General features: G+C 66.9%; 15 protein-coding genes. 12 read left to right on the top strand and 3 right to left on the bottom strand.

Going from position 1 to position 18,497, the window contains the following annotated elements:
• Positions 1–71: 71 nt before the first annotated feature.
• Entirely contained in the window at positions 72–1,073 is a 1,002-nt protein-coding gene (locus V9K84_RS08840) for a polyamine ABC transporter substrate-binding protein (RefSeq protein WP_229590265.1), read from the bottom strand.
• 257 nt (positions 1,074–1,330) lie between these two features.
• Entirely contained in the window at positions 1,331–2,722 is a 1,392-nt protein-coding gene (locus V9K84_RS08835) for an aldehyde dehydrogenase family protein (protein ID WP_088515051.1), read from the bottom strand.
• A 106-nt stretch (positions 2,723–2,828) separates the two neighbouring features.
• On the opposite strand from V9K84_RS08835, the gene V9K84_RS08830 reads away from it, so the two are divergent.
• The 6 genes from V9K84_RS08830 to V9K84_RS08805 all read left to right on the top strand — a co-directional run bounded on the left by V9K84_RS08830 (position 2,829) and on the right by V9K84_RS08805 (position 8,918).
• Entirely contained in the window at positions 2,829–3,701 is an 873-nt protein-coding gene (locus tag V9K84_RS08830) for a LysR family transcriptional regulator (RefSeq protein ID WP_088515131.1), read from the top strand.
• A 118-nt stretch (positions 3,702–3,819) separates the two neighbouring features.
• On the top strand, positions 3,820–4,566 hold the full coding sequence (locus V9K84_RS08825; RefSeq protein ID WP_088515050.1) for a hypothetical protein: 747 nt from the start codon (positions 3,820–3,822) through the stop codon (positions 4,564–4,566).
• A gap of 87 nt (positions 4,567–4,653) precedes the next feature.
• A complete protein-coding gene (locus tag V9K84_RS08820) occupies positions 4,654–4,869 on the top strand; it encodes a PLD nuclease N-terminal domain-containing protein (RefSeq protein ID WP_043861225.1) in 216 nt (71 codons plus the stop codon).
• Positions 4,870–4,999: 130 nt separating this feature from the next.
• A complete protein-coding gene (locus V9K84_RS08815; RefSeq protein ID WP_088515049.1) occupies positions 5,000–6,943 on the top strand; it encodes a LodA/GoxA family CTQ-dependent oxidase in 1,944 nt (647 codons plus the stop codon).
• 5 nt (positions 6,944–6,948) lie between these two features.
• Positions 6,949–8,007, top strand: a complete 1,059-nt coding sequence (locus V9K84_RS08810; RefSeq protein ID WP_256582845.1) for an NAD(P)/FAD-dependent oxidoreductase — start codon at positions 6,949–6,951, stop codon at positions 8,005–8,007.
• A gap of 86 nt (positions 8,008–8,093) precedes the next feature.
• A complete protein-coding gene (locus tag V9K84_RS08805; RefSeq protein ID WP_043861228.1) occupies positions 8,094–8,918 on the top strand; it encodes an ABC transporter ATP-binding protein in 825 nt (274 codons plus the stop codon).
• Here V9K84_RS08805 and V9K84_RS08800 read toward each other — a convergent pair.
• Entirely contained in the window at positions 8,886–9,686 is an 801-nt protein-coding gene (locus tag V9K84_RS08800) for an IclR family transcriptional regulator (protein ID WP_229590123.1), read from the bottom strand. The two genes, V9K84_RS08805 and V9K84_RS08800, sit on opposite strands and share 33 nt — an antisense overlap.
• Positions 9,687–9,901: 215 nt before the next feature.
• Here V9K84_RS08800 and V9K84_RS08795 point away from each other — a divergent pair, with 215 nt between their 5' ends.
• The 6 genes from V9K84_RS08795 to V9K84_RS08770 all read left to right on the top strand — a co-directional run bounded on the left by V9K84_RS08795 (position 9,902) and on the right by V9K84_RS08770 (position 18,434).
• Complete coding sequence (locus V9K84_RS08795; protein WP_058540521.1) at positions 9,902–11,992, top strand: TonB-dependent receptor; 2,091 nt, start codon at positions 9,902–9,904, stop codon at positions 11,990–11,992.
• Between the two features lie 64 nt (positions 11,993–12,056).
• Entirely contained in the window at positions 12,057–13,367 is a 1,311-nt protein-coding gene (locus tag V9K84_RS08790) for an NtaA/DmoA family FMN-dependent monooxygenase (protein ID WP_054914474.1), read from the top strand.
• A 3-nt stretch (positions 13,368–13,370) separates the two neighbouring features.
• Positions 13,371–14,309 (top strand): Fe2+-enterobactin ABC transporter substrate-binding protein, encoded by a 939-nt coding sequence (gene fepB, locus V9K84_RS08785; protein ID WP_088515047.1) that lies wholly within the window; start codon positions 13,371–13,373, stop codon positions 14,307–14,309.
• A gap of 3 nt (positions 14,310–14,312) precedes the next feature.
• Entirely contained in the window at positions 14,313–15,317 is a 1,005-nt protein-coding gene (locus tag V9K84_RS08780; RefSeq protein ID WP_088515046.1) for an iron ABC transporter permease, read from the top strand.
• Entirely contained in the window at positions 15,314–16,351 is a 1,038-nt protein-coding gene (locus tag V9K84_RS08775; RefSeq protein ID WP_054914476.1) for an iron chelate uptake ABC transporter family permease subunit, read from the top strand. The genes V9K84_RS08780 and V9K84_RS08775 overlap by 4 nt, the downstream gene beginning before the upstream one ends.
• A gap of 169 nt (positions 16,352–16,520) precedes the next feature.
• Positions 16,521–18,434 carry a sigma-54-dependent Fis family transcriptional regulator gene (locus tag V9K84_RS08770; protein ID WP_088515045.1) on the top strand — a complete coding sequence of 638 codons (1,914 nt, stop codon included), beginning with the start codon at positions 16,521–16,523 and terminating at the stop codon, positions 18,432–18,434.
• Positions 18,435–18,497 lie beyond the last annotated feature (63 nt).

Here is an 18,497-nt window from a genome sequence, read left to right as displayed (position 1 = left end):
GCGGGGAGGGCCCTGGACAGGAGAATAGAACCTGTGCGCTGATCATCCATGAGGCGCACAGGGAGGGGAAATCAGGACTTGCTAGCCCAGGCGTTGAACTTCTGTTCAAGCGTTTCTGCGTTCTCGAGCCAGAACTCGACGTTTACCCGCAGTGCATTCTTCTGGTTCTCTGCCGCGGTGGGCAGGTCGTCAGCCAGCGACTTGTCGAGCATTTCGGCGGCCTTGGTGTTGGACGGGCCGTAGGCCATCTGCTCGGTGTAGAGCTTCTGCTGCTCAGGCTGCATGGCGAACTTGATGAAGTCGTAGGCCTTGTCCAGGTTCTTGGTGCCGCGCGGGATGGCCCACTCGTCGAACTGGTACAGGTTCTGGTTCCAGACGATCTTCAGGTTGCTGCCGCTCTGCTGTGCAGCGTGGATGCGGCCGTTGTACGAGGACGCCATCACCACATCGCCAGCCACCAGGTACTGCGGCGGCTGTGCACCGGCTTCCCACCACTGGATGTACGGCTTGATCTCGTCCAGCTTCTTGAAGGCGCGGTCCACACCTTCTTTGGTGCTGAGCAGCTTGTAGACTTCGGCAGGCGGCACGCCGTCGGCCATCAGGGCGAATTCCAGCGAGCCGCGGGCAGATTTGCGCAGGCTGCGCTTGCCCGGGAATTTCTTCACGTCCCAGAAGTCGGCCCAGCCGGTAGGGGCGACTTTCAGTTTGTCGGCGTTGTAGGCCAGCACGTTGGACCACACGAAGATACCGACGCCACAGCCGTCGTCACTCTTGGTGCCTTCGATCCAGTCGCCCGGCGTGCCGAGGCGTTCGTAGTCGAGTTTTTCGAACAGACCTTCTTCACAGCCACGGGCACGGTCGGTGTCTTCGGTATCGAGCACGTCCCAGGTCACGGTCTTGGTGTCGTTCATGGCGATGAGCTTGGAGATTTCACCGTTCCACTCGCCAGCGATCACCTGGGTCTTGGTCTTTTCTTCGTAGGGCTTGTAGAACGCGGTGACCTGCGCGGCCTTGCTCGCGCCACCATAGGAGATCACCGTGAGCTTGTCGGCAAAGGCACTGTTGGCCAGCATCAGGCCACCGAGAACGGTGAGGGTGAAGAGTTTTTTCGACATTCGAACGCTCCAATCAAGACTGTTATTTCGAGTTATGTTTGGCAGTTGCAAGCGGGCGCAAAATAGATGAAAGGTGCTGATTTTTATAGTGGCAAGGTGCCTGCTGTGTTTGAGAGTGAGTTGAGGCTAATGGATAAGCGCTGCCATGGGTATCTATTAAACGCAGGATAAGCCTATTTTTTTATCCTGCGCTTTATAGGAAGGTGCTTCGTACTTTAGTGGCGATCGAACCATACGGTCTGCGCGTTGCAGAACTCGCGAACGCCGAAGTGCGAGAGTTCGCGGCCAAAGCCGCTCTTCTTCACCCCACCGAAGGTCACGCGCGGATCACTGGCGCTGTAGCCGTTGATGAACACGCCGCCGCACTCCAGTTCGTCGGCCAGTTGTCGGGCCAGTGCCGCATCCCGGGTGTACACGGTCGAGGTCAGGCCGAATTCGCTGTCGTTGGCCAGCTGCAGGGCGTGGCGCGCATCCCGGGCAGTGATGATCGAGGCCACCGGGCCGAACAGCTCCTGGCGGAACGAGGTCATCTGGTCGGTGACGTCGGCCAGTACCGTGGGCGCGTAGTAGTTGCCCGGGCCGTCGACCTTGTGCCCGCCCAGCAGCAGCGTGGCGCCTTCGGCCAGGGTGGCCTGGACCTGCTGGTCGAGCTCGTCGCGCAGGTCATGACGCGCCATCGGCCCCAGGTAGGTGTCGGCCAGCAACGGGTCGCCCATCACCAGCGCGCGGGTTTTCTCGACGAACTTGCGGGTGAATGCCTCGACCACGCCGGCTTCGACGATCAGCCGCTTGGCTGCCGCGCACACCTGGCCGGTGTTCTGGTAGCGGCCGATCACGGCAGCCTGTACGGCGGCATCCAGGTCGGCATCGTTCAACACGATGAACGGGTCGGAGCCGCCCAGTTCCAGTACGCATTTTTTCAGCGCGGCACCGGCCTGGGCACCGATGGCGGCACCGGCACGCACGCTGCCGGTAAGGGTCACGGCGACGATGCGCGGGTCCACGATGGCCCTGGATACGCCCTCAGGCGTCACGTTGAGCACCTCGAACACGCCTTCGGGGAATTCGGCCTGCTGGAACGCATCGCGCAGCAGGTAGGCCGAGCCCATCACATTGGGCGCGTGCTTGAGCACGTAGGTGTTGCCGGCGATCAGCGCGGGTACCGCACCGCGCAGCACTTGCCACAGCGGGAAGTTCCACGGCATCACCGCGAGGATCGGGCCCAGTGGGCGGTATTCGATGTGGGCCTTGGCGTCGGGTACCTGGGTTGGCTCGGGGGCCAGCATGGCCGGCCCGTTCTCGGCGTACCACTCGCACAGCTGGGCGCACTTTTCCACTTCGCCGCGGGCCTGGGCCGCAGGCTTGCCCATTTCCAGGGTAATCATCCGCGCCATGGCCTGGGCGTTGTCGCGCAGCACACCGGCCAGTTTCACCAGCAGGGCCGAGCGGGTGGCCAGCTGGGTACGCCGCCAGCCGGCAAACCCGGCAGCGGCGCGGCCCAGGGCGGCGTCCATCAGTGCGTCGGTTTCATAGGCGTAGTGGCCGATGCGTTCACCGGTGGCCGGGTTGATCGAGAGGGCATGGGTGTGGCTGGTTATGTCGGTCATGGCGGGCGTTCCTGTCAGAAGGGAAACAGGGGCCCAGCGTAATGCCGTGCTAGTCTTTCGAAAACTGAATAATAAAAACGGTTTCTTTCACGTTTGGAGAATGTTTTTGGACCTGGTACAGCTTGAGATCTTCACCGCCGTGGCCGAGCACGGCAGCATCAGCGCAGCCGCCCAGCACATCCACCGCGTGCCGTCGAACCTGACCACGCGGATCAAGCAGCTGGAAGCCGACCTGGGGGTGGAGCTGTTCATTCGTGAAAAGCTGCGCCTGCGCCTCTCGCCGGCCGGCTGGACCTTCCTGGAGTACGCCAAGCGCATCCTGGCCTTGGTGGAGGAGGCCCGCCTGACCGTGGCGGGGGAGGAACCCCAGGGGGCGTTCTCGCTGGGCTCGCTGGAAAGTACCGCAGCGGTGCGCATCCCCGCGTTGCTGGCGGCCTACAACCAGCAGTACGCCAAGGTCGAGCTGGACCTCTCCACCGGGCCGTCGGGCACCATGATCGAGGGCGTGCTGTCGGGACGCCTGGCGGCGGCCTTCGTCGACGGCCCGGTGCTGCACCCCTCGCTGGAGGGCGTGCCGGTGTTCGAGGAGGAGATGGTCATCATCGCGCCGCTCAACCATGCGCCGATCCACCGTGGCCAGGACGTCAACGGGCAGAGCATCTATGCGTTCCGGGCCAACTGTTCGTACCGCCATCATTTCGAGCGCTGGTTCACCCAGGATGCCGCCGTGCCGGGCAAGATCTTCGAACTGGAGAGCTACCACGGCATGCTCGCCTGCGTGAGCGCAGGGGCGGGGCTGGCGCTGATGCCACGCAGCATGCTCGAGAGCATGCCGGGGTGCGCCACGGTCAGCGTGTGGCCGATGTCGCAACGTTTTCGCTACCTGCGCACCTGGCTGGTATGGCGCAGCGGCACGGTGTCGCGCAGCCTGGCGATGTTCGTGAAACTGCTGGAGGAGCGGGGCGCGGTGCTCCAATAGTGCGGCGTGGCGCCACTGCGGTCTGGCGGTTATCGCACTTTTTGCGTTTTTTCGGCTCTATTCATCGCCAGGACGCGTCGATCCCCGACGCGGCCCGTGAACCCAGACCCCGGTGCCGATGGTTTATCCGCTTTGCGTTCCACCCCAGCGCGTGCTGCGCCGGCTGTTGCTGGCGGGCACGCTGATGGCCTGCGCCGCTGGCTGTACCCAGCAGCAGGGGCGCGATATCGCCACCCAGCTGGGCAACGGCCGGCCCCAGGAACTGTTCCAGACCAGCGTCGATCGCATGGCCACGCTGTCGATGCAGGACAACCTGCAGAGCCTGTACCTGTTGATGAGCAAGCTGTACCTGCGCAACCCCAACCAGTGGCGCGAATCGGGCTTTCTCGATGCTGCCAGTGCCGAGCGGCAGATCCGCCAGGCCATCGAGCAGCGCCAGGCCTTGCCGCAGCTGGGCGAGCGCCGCCACCTGGCGGCACTGAGCTATGCCCTGAGCCCGGAGTTCAGGGGCGATCGCGTTGGCGCGTTCATCTACGCCATCGGCAGCATGCTGGTGACCGCCCATGGCGGGCGTACCGAATTCTTCATCACCGACACCATCGACCCGCAGTTCGTCAGCAACGCAGCGCGCAACATCGAGAAGGCCACCTGGCTGCTGAGCCAGCGCCAGGATGCCAATGGCGTGCTGTTGCTGTTCTCCAACGAAATCTCCGAGGCGGGCAGCAACCTGAGCTTTGCCGTGGAGTTCGGCAAGATCGTCGCGCGCCTGGACCTGCTGACCCAGATGCTCGACGAGCGCTACCGGCGCATCGGCCTGAACTATGCGCAGAGCCTGTTGCTGATGAACTTTCTGCCGGTGCAGTGAGGTGTCTGCCTGGCGCCTTTGGGCGCAGATTCACTGAACCATCGCGGCGTCGCCTGACCTAACGCAATACCATTCGGGAGATGACGCATGCAAAACAACGGTTATATCTGGATCACATTGGCGGTAATCCTGGCCCTGGTGGAACTGTGGGCCATCAAGAGCATCATCGGCAGCAAGAGCAAGGCCGACCGCAAGATGTTGTGGATCGTGCTGGTGGTGTTCGTGCCGCTGGTCGGCCTGATCGTGTGGGGCGTGGCGGGGCCCAAGGCGATCAACAACAACGCGGCCTCTCGCAACGGCTGACTCAACGGCGCAAATTGAGCTTCGGATTGCTGGCTGACATGGCCATTTGACACCCCTCCATTCGCCATCTAGCGTTGAGCGCGAAATTGCGCATTCGCGCAGACCCCACTGGCAAGGAGGCTAGACGGCCATGATCAGCCCGGCATCGATCAAATCCATTCGTGTGCACCCAGGGCTCGGCGTTGCCCGTGTCGGCAACGCCGATGGCGATGAGGAGTACGTACTCGCCGCGCAGGTGCCAGGGGCACTGGCCAGCAGCGCCGACGGGCAATTTCGCGATGCCAGGGGCCAGGTGCGGCGCCAGGCCGTGCGCTTTCGCCTCTATGCCGAACTGCACGACGGCACCGTACAGGAGCTGAGCCTGGACGACGGCGTGCAGATCGAATGGACCGTGGAAGTCGCCAACCTCAAGGCCGGCTGGTACGCCTTCGAAAATGCCATGGACCTGCCCGGCCAGTACGCCATCGCCGAAAAACGACGCAACCCGCACGTGACCGGCGCGCAGCGCCAGGCCCTGGACATCCGGCCCGGCCCCAGGACCATCAGCGGCCGCCGCCAGCAAGGCAAGCCCTTTCATTTCGACACCGGCACCTTCCACGGCAAACCCGTGTACCTGGGCGAACTGCGCACCGACGAGGCCGGGCGCCTGATCGCTTTCGGCGGGCACGGCCACAGCGCACCGCGGGTGGACAAGACCCCACCGACGACCTTCGCCAACAACGACGACTGGCACGACGACGTGTCGGACGGCCCGGTGTACGCACGGGTGACGTTCAACAACGGCCAGCGCCTGGATGCCGAGCCCGGCTACCTGGTGGTGACGCCCCCCAACTACGCGCCAGGGCTGTTCGGCGTGGTCACCATGGAAGAGGTGGTGCGCGACCTGTTCGTGCGCCAGGGTCAGCTGCCGGCCGAGCTGAGCTGTTCGTTCACCCGCGATATCTGGCCGATCTTCGAGCGCATGACCCACATGCAGTGGACCAACCAGGGCCTGTTCATGCTCAGCGGCCACGGTTCGCCACTCGATACCCAGAACCCCGACGTGGTGGCCCGGCTGGCCGACCCCGGTGAGGCCAGTGCGGACTTTCGGCGCAAGGTCTTCGCGCTGTTTCGCGACCCCGCCAGCACCGCCGAGTTCGCCCCGGCGCTGTTGCCCCTGTACGGCGACTATTACGGCGACTACGACCTCGACCCCCAGCCGCCATCCGCGGTCGGGCTCGCGGTCACCCCGCTGATGTACCAGGCCTTGAGCCAGTGGGTGCAAGGCGAATTCGTCGCCGACTGGCAGGGCGCGCCGGTGCCGGCAGACTTCGACACGCTCGAACCGCGCGCCCAGGCCCAGGCGCTGGACCGCGCCGGCCTGCATGAATGCCTGGGCGGCCCGTTCCACCCGGGCATCGAACTGACCTGGTTCATGCGTGTGCCCAGCGTGTGGCGCAGCCCTTATCGCCTGGCGGTACTGCCCCAGGGGCAGGCAGTGCGCCAGGATTTCGGTGACGAACTCACGCCACAGGTGTGCCTGGCACCCCAGGGCCCGCTGGACGGCGTGGGCCCGGGTTCGCTGACCCGCGCGCTGGGCGTGCCGTGGCAGACCGACGAGGCCTCGTGCCTGTCGGATGCCGAGTACGAGCCCAGTACCTACCTGTCGTTCCCCAGCTACTGGGGGGCCCGCGTGCCCAACCAGGTACTGAGCAGCGAGGCGTGGGAGCGTGTGGGCGCAAGACGTACCACGCCAGCGCAGCAGCTCAAGCATTTTTCCTACCGCGAGGACTGGCTGCGCGACCTGAAGGGCAGCTACTTCACGCGCATCAACCTGATGGTGAGCCACTGGTGGGAGTTGGGCATTCTGCTGGCCCACGACGCCACCCCCGAGGCGACCGCACTGGGGTTGCCGGCGCGGGCCTGGATCGAAAGCGGGCGGCCCGAGCGGGTCACCGGCTCCAATGCCAAGCTCGACCTGCTGGCGGTGATCGAGGCCCTGGATTCGCCGTCACCGTTGCTGGGCGAGACCGAACTGGAGCCGCCCAGGCAGAAGGTACCGCCACGTCGTCGGCTGCGCAGGGACGAGATTTGAACCCCGTGCACGACGTGCTGGTGGTGGGCGCCGGGCCGGCCGGCACGGCGCTGGCCATCCGCCTGGCGCAGGCCGGGTTGCAGGTGGGGCTGGTGGAGCGTGAACACGAGGCGGCGCTGCGCCCCGGCGAGTGCCTGTCCCCCGAGGCGTTGCCTGCACTTGCCGCACTGGGGCACGCCGACCTGCTCGACGACAGCACCGTGGCGCGACGCTGCTGCGGCGTGCAGTCGATCTGGCTGACCAGCGAGCCGGTATTTCGCGACTACTTCTGCGAGCGCGCCGCCCATGGCGCGTTCCTGGAACGGCGGGTGTTCGACGCCCGGCTGCGGGAAAGGGCGGCGGCGCTTGGGATCACCCGTGAAGACAACGTGCGGGTGACCCATGCCGATTTTGCCGACGACAGCATTACCCTGGGCGGTCGGCGAGGTGAACACCCCTGGCGCGGGCAGGCACGTTTCGTGGTGGATGCCACCGGCAAGGCCAGTTGCATCGCCCGGCTCGGCGGGGCACGGCGCCAGCGCCTGAGTCGTCAGGTGGCGGTCGCGGCGCGCCTGCCCCGAGGTGGCTCGGAACTGGCCGACACCGAGTGGCTGCTGATCGAGGCCGATGCCCAGGGCTGGTGGTCCGGGGCCACCACCGCCAGCGGCCAGCGTCACCTGGTGCGCTTCTTTCCCGGCGGTGACGGTCAGCGCACCGCGCCGCAGTTGGCCGAGCAACTGCAGCGCACGCGCCTGATGCAGCGCTATGCAGGTGCCGACGAACTGGCCGCAGCGCAGGTTCAGGTGCTGGATGCCGGCTGCAGTGCACTGCAGCGCTGTGCATCGGCGCACTGGCTGGCGGTGGGCGAGGCGGCCATTGCCTTCGACCCGGTGTCGTCCCAGGGGCTGACCCACGCCCTGGGTGCCACCGACCTGGCTGCCCGCGCCATCCTGGCCAGGTTGCAGCAGGGCCGTCTGGACCTGCTGCACCAGTACGACCGGCACACCCGTATCACCCTGGGGCATTCGCTCAAGGGCCTGGCGCGGCACTACGCGCAGTGCCAGCCGTTGATGGCGGCGGGCTGAGGGCAGGGCGCCGGCGTTCCGGATTGCGGAATAAATTCCTCATCTGCAATACTGGCGCCGAATCCCTTCACTGGAACACCCTCTCCATGACGTATCGCCTGCAGGCTGACGCCGTGACGCTTCGCTACGACCAGCGCACGATCTCCACGGACCTTTCGGTGGCTATCACCGAAGGGTCCTTTACCGTCATCGTCGGCCCCAATGCCTGTGGCAAATCCACCTTGCTGCGGGCCTTGTCGCGCCTGCTGGTGCCTTCGAGCGGCACGGTGCTGCTCGATCAGGTCGATATTCACACGCTCGCGGCCAAGGACGTGGCCCGGCGGCTCGGCCTGCTGCCCCAGAGCGCGGTTGCGCCCGACGGCATCACCGTGGCCGACCTGGTGGCCCGCGGGCGCTACCCGCACCAGTCGTTCCTGCGCCAATGGTCGCAGGCCGACGAACAGGCCGTGACCGCAGCCATGCAGGCGGCGCAGGTCAGCGAGCTGTCCGAGCGCCTGCTGCAGGAGTTGTCCGGCGGCCAGCGCCAGCGGGTATGGATCGCCATGGTGCTGGCGCAGCAGACGCCGGTACTGCTGCTCGACGAGCCCACCACCTACCTCGATATCGCGCACCAGATCGAACTGCTGGAGCTGTTGGCCGAGCTCAATCGCCAGGGCCGCACCATCGTCGCGGTGCTGCATGACCTCAACCAGGCGTGCCGCTATGCCTCGCACCTGATCGCCATGAAGGCCGGCGCCATCGTCGCCCAGGGCGACCCGGCGCGCATCTTCACCGAGGCCCTGGTGCAGGAGGTGTTCGGCGTGGCCTCGATGATCATCGCCGACCCGGTCAGCGGCACGCCGCTGCTGGTGCCCTTGTCGCGCGAGCGGGCGGTGGTGTCAGGCGCCTTGCCACGGCAGGCCGCCGGTTGACTGGTTGACCCGGCTGGCCGCCCGGAACAGCGCATCGCGGTCTTCGGGCGTCTTGAGCTGACCCAAGTCGGTCACCGTGGTCACCACACACACGATCTCGCCCTGGGCGTCGAACACCGGCGCGGCCTGCCCGGTGACATTCGACAGCAGGTGGCTGGTCTTCTCGGCCCAGCGGCTGCTGCGCACCTCGTCCAGCACAGCCTTGGCCGGCGCCGTGCCGCGAAAGTGCGCCGGTTGCAGCTTGCGCGCCGCATCGATGGTGGCCTTGGGCAGGAAGGCCTGGAACACCAGCCCGCAGGCGGTGTTGTCGATGGGCAGCACGTCGCCCAGGGCCAGCGGGTTGATCGAGAAGAACGCGCTGCGGTACCAGCGCACCAGCGTCGGGCCACGGTCGGTCCAGATCGCCACGCCGCCGCTGGCCGCATGCTGGTGGGCCAGCGCCTTCATGTGCTGGGCGGCGATCTCCACTGCATCCACCCGCTTGAGCGCACCGATACCGATGCTCAGCGCCGCCGGGCCCAGGTCGTACAGGCTGCTGGCCGGGTCCTGCCTGGCCAGGCCCTCCTTGACCAGACTCTGCAGATAGCGGTGCGCGGTGGACGCGCCGGTCTGGGTGCGCCGCGCCACTTCCCCCAGGGCCAGTTCGTGCTCGGCGCTGGCCAGTACGTTGAGAAAGCGGGCGGCGATGGCGACGGACTGAATGGTGCCCGAACGTTTTTCGCCCGGCGCGTGCGGGGCGTCATCCGCAGCTGGAATGGTTTTTTTCAACGGGCCTCTCCTCATCGCCGACTGGCGGCTGTTCCTCATCAGGCATCAAGTGCGCGCCGCTTGTGCGCGGCGTCGGTGCGCATGATACCGACTTTTCCGAGCGCTGGCCGGGCCCCTGGATTTACCACATTGCAGAATGAATTCTCTATTGAGGAATGAAGTGGCCACATGATACCTTTCGCACAAACGATTATGATTATCATTTGGAGCGTATCTTGAAGGCCTATTCACCCCTTGAACTCACCTGCGGTTTCAGCGTGCTGACCCTGGCGACCGTGCTCGGCATGGCGCCTGCGATGGCCGATGATGCCGTTGCTGCCCCGGGCAAAGGCGCAGTCACCTTCGAACCGATCATGATCACCGGGGAAAAGCTCGAGCGTGACCTGAAGAACACCGCCTCCTCGGTGTCGGTCAAGACTGCCCGCGACATCGAGCGCCAGAACACCGGCAACGCCAGCGTGCATGAAGTGCTCAATGACGTGCCCAACGTGATCTACACCGACTCGGTAGGCGCGCCGATCATCCGCGGCCAGGACACCCAGGGCCCGAACAACGGGCAGAACCAGTTCTGGGGCGGCACCGTGCCACGGGCCACCATCAACCTGGACGGCCACTACCTGAACTACAACGAGATGTTCTTCGGCGCCACCTCGGTGTGGGACGTGGACAGCATCGAGGTGTTCCGCGGCCCGCAGACCACCTCGCAAGGCGCCAACGCCATCGCCGGCGCGATCATCGTCAACACCAAGGACCCGACCTTCACCCCCGAGGCCGCCTACCAGGCCGAGATCGGCAACTACAACGCCAAGCGCACCTCCATCGCGCTGTCCGGGCCGCTGATGGGTACCGACCTGGCCGGGCGCCTGGCAGTGGACTACTCGGCGCGCGATACCTTCATCGACTACACCAACCCCAACTTCCAGAAGGGCAAGACCGACCACGACTTCAGCGCGCTCACCACCCGCGCCAAGCTGCTATGGCTGCCCACCGACATCCAGGGGCTGGAGGCCAAGTTCACCTTCTCGCACAACGAGAGCAACCGCCCCACCCAGGAAGCCGCCTCGGCGCCGTACCACAAGCTCGATCACACCACCACGACCATGCCCAGCTGGGAGCAGAGCACCAACACCAGCGTGCTGGACGTGAGCTACGACTTCGACAACGGCCTCAAGCTGATCAACCAGGCGCAGTATTCGTTGTCCAGCGTGCAGCGCTACACCGGCATCCCGGGGCAGGGCGACGCCGACATCAAGCAGAAGAACCTGTCCAACGAAACCCGCCTGGTGTTCGGTGACCAGCACAGCGTGCTCAGCGGCGCCACCGGCCTCTACGTGGCGCGCACCAGGACCGACGAAACCCTCAACCTGGCCGGGCTGTCGGCGTTCGACGACACCAAGGAAAACCTCGGCCTCTTCGGCGAGCTGAACTACCGCCTGAGCGACCTGTGGACCCTGAGCACGGGCCTGCGCTTCCAGCAGGACCGTATCGAGCGCGACGGCAACTCGGTGCTGGCGCCCACTGCGCTGGACTACCAGAAGACCTTCACCGCCGTGCTGCCCAAGGTATCGCTGGCCTACGCCGCGACCCCGGACTGGACCGTGGGCGCGATGGTCAGCCGCGGCTACAACCCGGGCGGTGTCTCGCTCAACCTGTCGACGCGCCAATGGCAGTACTTCAAGGAAGAGTCGGTGTGGAACTACGAGCTATTCACCCGCGCCAGCCTGCTCGATGACCGCCTGCGCCTGAGCGGCAACCTGTTCTACATGGACATGAAGGATTCGCAGTACAACATTCCGGTGGTGATCTCCACCGGGATCAGCCAGTCCTACACCATCAATGCCGAGAAGGCCCACGCCTACGGTATGGAACTGAGCGCCGACTACCAGCTGCTCGACAGCCTGACCCTCAAGGCCAGCGCCGGCACCCTGCGCACGCGCATCGACCGCATCACCAGCAACGACAGCTACCAGGCCAACGAGTTTGCCAAGTCGCCCGGCTACACCCTGAGCTTCGGGCCCAGCTGGGACGTGACCGACAAGCTCAACCTGTCGGCCCAGGTGCGGCATATCGACGGCTACTACTCCGACACGGCCAACAACTCGTCGTATTCGGTCGACTCCTACACCCTGACCGATGCCCGCGCCAGCTACCAGTTCACCCCGGCGGTGGAACTGTACGGCTACGTCAAGAACGTGTTCGACGACCGCTCGGCCACCTACCTGCAGCAGAACCGCGGCATCGGCGGCACCGAGGCGAGCATGACCACGCCACGCATGTTCGGCGTGGGCGTCAAGGGCTCGTTCTGAATCAACCCACTGTCAACGGCGGCCCTGGGGCCGCCGTACTCGATCACTTGCACCCGGAGCTTTGATGACCTCGCCCAAGCGACTCCATATCGGCCTTTCACTGGCCCCCACCTGGCTCAGCGGCGACGCCTGGCGGCGCGCCGACAGCAACGTCGAGGGCCTGTTCACCAGCGCCTTCGCCATCGATCTGGCGCAGCGCGCCGAAGCCGCGCACCTGGACTTCGTGTTCCGCCCCGACGTCAGTTGCCTGCCGGTGGAAATGCTCGAAAGCGGCCCTGGTTTCACCAGCCTCGACCCCACCATCCTGCTGGCCGCCGTGGCCCAGCAGACCTCGCACATCGGCCTGGTGTCGACGGTGTCGACCACCTTCTATCCGCCGTATGTGGTGGCGCGCCAGCTGCAATCGCTGAACTGGATCAGCAACGGGCGCGTGGGCTGGAACATCGTCACCGCCTTGCAGGGGCACGAGAACTTCGGCCTTGAGCAGATGCCCGACGCCGACGAGCGCTATGCGCGGGCGGCCGAGTTCACCGAGCTGGTGCACCAGCTGTGGGGCAGCTTCCCGTTCGAGGCGCTGACCATCGACCGTGCCAATGGCTGCTATGCCGACACCACCCAGGTGCGCCCGGTCAACCATGAGGGCACCTACCTCAAGGTCAAGGGCCCGCTGAACCTGCCAGCCTTCCCCGGCACGCGCATTCCGCTGATCCAGGCCGGTGCCTCGGAGTCGGGGCGGGATTTCGCCGCCTCGGTGGCCGACCTGGTGTTCGCACCCACGCCCGACAAGGAAGCGGCGCTTGAACTGCGCCGTGACCTGGGCCGGCGCGCCGAACGCCACGGCCGCTCGGCGCAGGCGATCCGCCTGCTGCCGGGCCTGAGCCTGTACCTGGCCGACACCCGCGAGCAGGCCCGGGCGGTGTTCATGCAGACCCACGGGCGCATGAACCGCGCGCGCAAGCTGGCCTCGATCAAGGAAATGACCGGGCTGGACCTGGCCGACTGGCCCCTCGACCGCCCGGTGACCCGTGCCGACCTGCCGGTGGTTGCGCCGGACGCCTCCAGCCGTACCCACAGCAGCCTGCTGCGCCGCCTGATCGAGCGCGAGTCGCTGAGCATCGACCAGCTGCTGCTGCGCCCCGAGGTGATCTCGGCGGCGCACTGGCAGGTGGTCGGCACCGTCGACGATGCCTTCGAGCAGATCGCGGACTGGGCTGCCAGTGGCGCCATCGACGGCTTCATTGCCGCGCCCGGTGGCTCGGTCGAGTCGCTGAACCTGTTTCTCGACCAGTTGATGCCACGCCTGGTGCAGGCCGGCCTGTTCCGCAAGGGCTACAGCGGCTCGACCTTCGCCCACCACCTTGACGAGCAGGGCTAGACGATGAAAAAGACTGTGGTGGCCGTGCTGGCCATCGTCGCTGTGGCCAGCGTCGCCCTGTGGCTGGCCCGGCAGCCCGCCGAGCTTGCGGACGAGGCGCCGACGGCGTCGGCGCAGGCCTCGCCCAAGCGCATCGTGTCCACCTCGCCGAGCGTGACCGGCATCCTGCTGGCCATGGACGCGCCGCTGGTGGCCAGTGCCGCGACCACGCCCAGCCGCATCTCCGATGCCAAGGGCTTCTTCACCCAGTGGGCCGAGGTGGCCGACCAGCGCGGCGTGCAGGTGCTGTACAAGAACCTGGTGTTCGACCTCGAAGCGGTGGTCGGGCAGGCACCCGACCTGCTGGTGGTGTCGGCTACCGGGGCCGACAGTGTGCTGCCCCACCAGGCCGAGCTGCAGGCCCAGGGCATCGACACGGTGGTGGTCAACTACGCCAACCACAGCTGGCAGGAGCTGGCGCGCCAACTGGGGCAGGCCAGCGGCCTGCAGGCGCAGGCCGAGGCGGCCATCGAGCGCTTCGACGCCTACGCCGCGCAGGTTGCAGCGCGCATCACGCCACCTGCCGGCGCGGTCAGCGTGGTGGGTTACAACCTGGGTGGCAGCTATTCGGTAGCGCGCCTGGACAGCCCCCATGCGCAGCTGCTGGCAGCTCTCGGGTTCGCGGTGGCCGGCTTGCCGCAAGGGTTGCAAGGGCAGGTCAAGCGCAGCTCCGACGTGGACTTCATCTCCCGTGAAAACCTCTCGGCGGCCATCACCGGCGACACGGTGTTCCTGCTGGGCGGCAGCGACGCCGACGTGCAGGCGTTTCTCGCCGACCCGGTGCTGGCCAACCTGCCGGCGGTGGTGCACAAGCGGGTGTATGCACTGGGGCCCAGTTCGTTTCGCATCGACTACTACTCCGGGCGCGAGATGATCGACGCCGTGGCGCGGGCGTACCGCTGAGCCATGGTGCGATCAAGACGTTTTCAGGGCCTGCTGCTGGGGCTGCTGTTGCTGGTCGTGGCGGTGCTGGCGAGCCTGGTGGTGGGGTCGCGCAGCATCGGCGTGGCCCAGGTATTCGAGGCGCTGTCGGCCTACGACCGGCTCGATGACCAGCACCTGATCGTGCGCGAACTGCGGGTGCCGCGCACGCTGGTGGCGATACTGGCCGGGCTGGCGCTGGGCCTGGCCGGTGCGATCATGCAGGCGGTGACCCGCAATCCGCTGGCCGAACCGGGCCTGCTGGGCATCAACGCCGGGGCCGGGGTAGGGGTGATCGTCGGTGTGGCCGTGCTGGGCCTGAGCAGCATGAGCGGCTACGTGTGGTGCGCCTTCGTCGGCGCCGGGCTGGCCGGGGTGGCCGTGTTCATGCTGGGCCGTGCCCAGGAGACCGGCACCAACCCGGTGCGCCTGGTGCTGGCCGGCGCCGGTCTGTCGGTGATGCTGGCCTCGGTCACCGGCATCATCATCCTCAATGCGCCGGCGCAGGTGTTCGACCAGTTTCGCCACTGGGCATCGGGCTCGCTGGAAAAGAGCGGCTTCGAGGCGGTGGGGGTGCTGGCGATGGCCGTGGTGCCGGGCGCTGTCACGGTGCTGGCGCTGGCCGGCAGCCTCAATGCCATGGCCCTGGGCAAGGACCTGGGCCTGGCGCTGGGGGTGAACGTGCGCCTCACCTGGCTGCTGGCCTGCCTGGCAGTGATGCTGCTGGCCGGCGCTGCCACCGCCGCTGCCGGGCCGATCGGCTTTGTGGGGCTGGTGGCGCCGCACCTGGCGCGCCTGCTGGTGGGCCCGGACTACCGCTGGATCCTGCCGTACTCGGCACTGTTTGCCGGCGTGCTGCTGCTGGGGGCCGATGTGCTGGGCCGGGTCGTGGCGGCGCCGGCGGAAGTGGCGGCGGGTATCGTCGCGCTGCTGATCGGCGGGCCGTTCTTTATCGCGCTGGTGCGCACATTCCGGTTGAGCAAGCTATGAACACTACCGCTACACGGGTCGTCCGCCTGGCCGCCCTGTCGTTTCGCTGGCAGCCACGGGGGGTGCTGGTGTGTGCCGTGCTGGTGCTGCTGGCCCTGGGGCTGGGGGTGCTGCTGCTGGGCATCGGCACCTTGCCGTTGACGCCGGGCCAGGTGCTGGCCAGCCTGCTGGGGGCAGGGCCGAGCCCGACCACCGAGCGCATCGTGCTGCGCGTGCGCCTGCCCCGGGTGCTCACCGCGTTGTGCGTGGGCGCTGCATTGGGCATGGCCGGCTCGATCTTCCAGTCCATCTCGCGCAACGCGCTGGGCTCGCCCGACATCATCGGCTTCACCACCGGGGCGGCGAGCGGGGCGATCGTGCAGATCATCCTGTTCGATGCGGGCCCGCTGGGGGCGTCGCTGGCGGCGGTGATCGCCGGCGTGGGCACCGCTGCGCTGGTATTCGTGCTGTCGATGAAGGGCCGCACCACCGGCGGCTATCGCCTGGTGCTGGTGGGCATCGGGGTGGGCGCGATGCTCTCGGGGCTCAACACCGTGCTGCTGGTGATGGGCAACCTCGACCAGGCCATGTCGGCGCAGATCTGGCTGGCCGGCTCGCTCAACACCCGCACCTGGTCGCATGTGCTGCCGGCGGCGCTGGGCCTGCTGCTGGTGGTGCCGGTGGCGGTGTACCACGCACGGCGCCTGAACATCCTCGAACTGGGTGACGACAGCGCCGCCCAGCTGGGTGTGGCGGTGGAGCGTACCCGCTTGCTGATGGTGATGGCGGCGGTGGGCCTGACCGCGATCGCCACCGCGGCGGCCGGCCCGATCAGTTTCATCGCCCTGGCCGCGCCGCAGCTGGCACGGCGCCTGACCACCTCGGCGCAGGTGCCGCTGGTGAGCGCAGCGTTGATGGGGGCGGTACTGCTGTTGGCCGCCGACCTGCTCAGCCAGCGTTTTGTGGCCAACCTCAACCTGCCCATCGGGCTGACCACCGGCCTGCTGGGCGGGGTGTACCTGCTGTGGCTGCTGGCGCGCAATCGGCGCGCCTGAAAGGAGGACGACACGTCGCGATTCATCACCTTTACGTAAACGTAACCTTGTGCCACTCTGCCGATCAGGTTGTCGGCGCCTGCGGGTGACGGCCCTGCAAATCTCAAGCACACTCCCTTGAGTTACATTGCCTTAAGTGCACAACGTTCGACGGGCGCTGGAGTAAGCGATGGCACGCACCATTCTAATAAAAAACGCCGCTGACCCTTTGCAGGAGTCACGCCAGGCACGCATGAAACTGGTCCATGACGGGGAGTTGCCGCTGGGCATGTTGCGCGACGAGATCGACGCCTCGTGGCGGCGCAGCCTCGGCCATGGCCTGAGTTGCCTCGAAGGCGAGCGGCACGAGCTGGCCGCCCCGCAGCGCGGTGAACTCAAGCGCCTGCTGGAAAGCAACCGGCTGCTGATCGACGCCGCCACGCCGGAGCTGGAGTACCTGGTGTCGCGCCAGGGCAAGGGCGGCATCATCATCCTCGGCGACGCCCAGGCCAACGTGCTGGCCATCGAGGGCAACACCGAGCCACTGCGCCAGACCGGGTTGCGCGACCTGCACCCGGGCAGTTGCTGGAGCGAGTCGGTGCGCGGCACCAATGCCATCGGCACCGCCGTGGTGGAAGGGCGCCCCACGCTGATCAACTGCGGCGAACACTACCTGGACCGCCTGAGCCCGTTCTCCTGCACCTCGGTACCGCTGCGCGACCCGCGCGGCGAGATCATCGGGGTGCTCGACCTGACCCGCGAAGGCGTCATGGCCCAGCCCCAGGACAACCTCTCGACGCTGTTGCTGGCGGCCGGCAACATCGAAAGCCGTATGTTCGGCCTGTGCTACCCCGAGCAACTGGTGGTGGCCTTCCACAACCGCCCCCAGTACCTGGGCAGCGCCTGGCACGGCCTGCTTGCCCTGAGCCTGGACGGCGAGGTGCTGGCGGCCAACGACCAGGCCTGCGCCTTGCTGCAGGTATCGCGCGCCGCCCTGGTGGGGCGCAGCTGCAGCGACCTGATCGGCGAACGCTCCAGCGCCTTCATCAGCCGGGTATGGCAGGGCGGCATCAGTAGCGTGCAGACCGCCAAGGGTGAGTTCTACTTCCGCTCCCAGCACCTGCCGCGCCAGCCCGTGATTGCCGCGACACCTGCACCCGCTGCCCCGGTGGCCGCGCAGAAGAGCGTCGACCTCGAGGCCCTGGCCGGGCGCGACAGCAGCCTTGCGCGCACCTTGCGCATGGCCCTGCAGGGCCTGAAGAACGAACTGCCGGTGCTGCTGCTGGGCGAAACCGGCACCGGCAAGGAAGTGGTGGCGCGCGCCCTGCACCAGGCCAGCCCGCGTGCCGGCAAGCCGTTCGTGGCGGTCAACTGTGCGGCCATACCCGAGGGGCTGATCGAGTCCGAACTGTTCGGCTACCGCGAAGGTGCCTTCACCGGCTCGCGCCGTGGCGGCATGGTCGGGCGCCTGATGCAGGCCCACGGTGGTACCCTGTTTCTCGACGAGGTGGGTGACATGCCGCTGGCCCTGCAGGCACGCCTGCTGCGGGTATTGCAGGAGCGCCGGGTGGCGCCGCTGGGCGCCGGCGAAGAGCAGGACATCGACGTGGCGGTGATCTGCGCCACCCACCGCGACCTCAAGCGCCACGTGCTCGAGCAGCAGTTTCGCGAAGACCTCTACTACCGCATCAACGGCGTGAGCCTGCGCCTGCCGGCACTGCGCGAGCGCGACGACCTGGGCACCCTGATCGACAGCCTGCTGCACAAGTTCGGCGCCCACGGCGTGCGCCTGAGCAAGGAGCTGGCCGCGTTGCTGAACAACTACGACTGGCCCGGCAACATCCGCCAGCTGGAGATGGTGCTGCGCTCGGCGGTGGCCATGCGCGAGCCGGGCGAGCCACTGCTGGGCCTGGAACACCTGACCGACTGCCTGCTCGAAGACCTCAGGGGCAGCACCCAGCAGCCGGGCAGCATCCGCGAAAACGAGGAGGAGCTGATCCGTGGCGCCCTGGCGCGTCATCACGGCAACATCACCGCGGCAGCCGATGCCCTGGGCATCAGCCGCGCCACGCTGTACCGCAAGATCAAGCAGCTGCGCAGTTGAACCGCCTGGGCCGAGTGCTGCTGCGCCTGGTCAATACCGACCCGGTGGGTGGACCTCGGCATT

Origin of the sequence: Pseudomonas sp. AE27, from assembly GCF_037113495.1 — a bacterium.
Classification (GTDB): domain Bacteria; phylum Pseudomonadota; class Gammaproteobacteria; order Pseudomonadales; family Pseudomonadaceae; genus Aquipseudomonas; species Aquipseudomonas palmensis.
The sequence above is the reverse complement of the archived record's forward strand: the minus strand, read 5'-3'. Positions and strand labels throughout refer to the sequence as shown.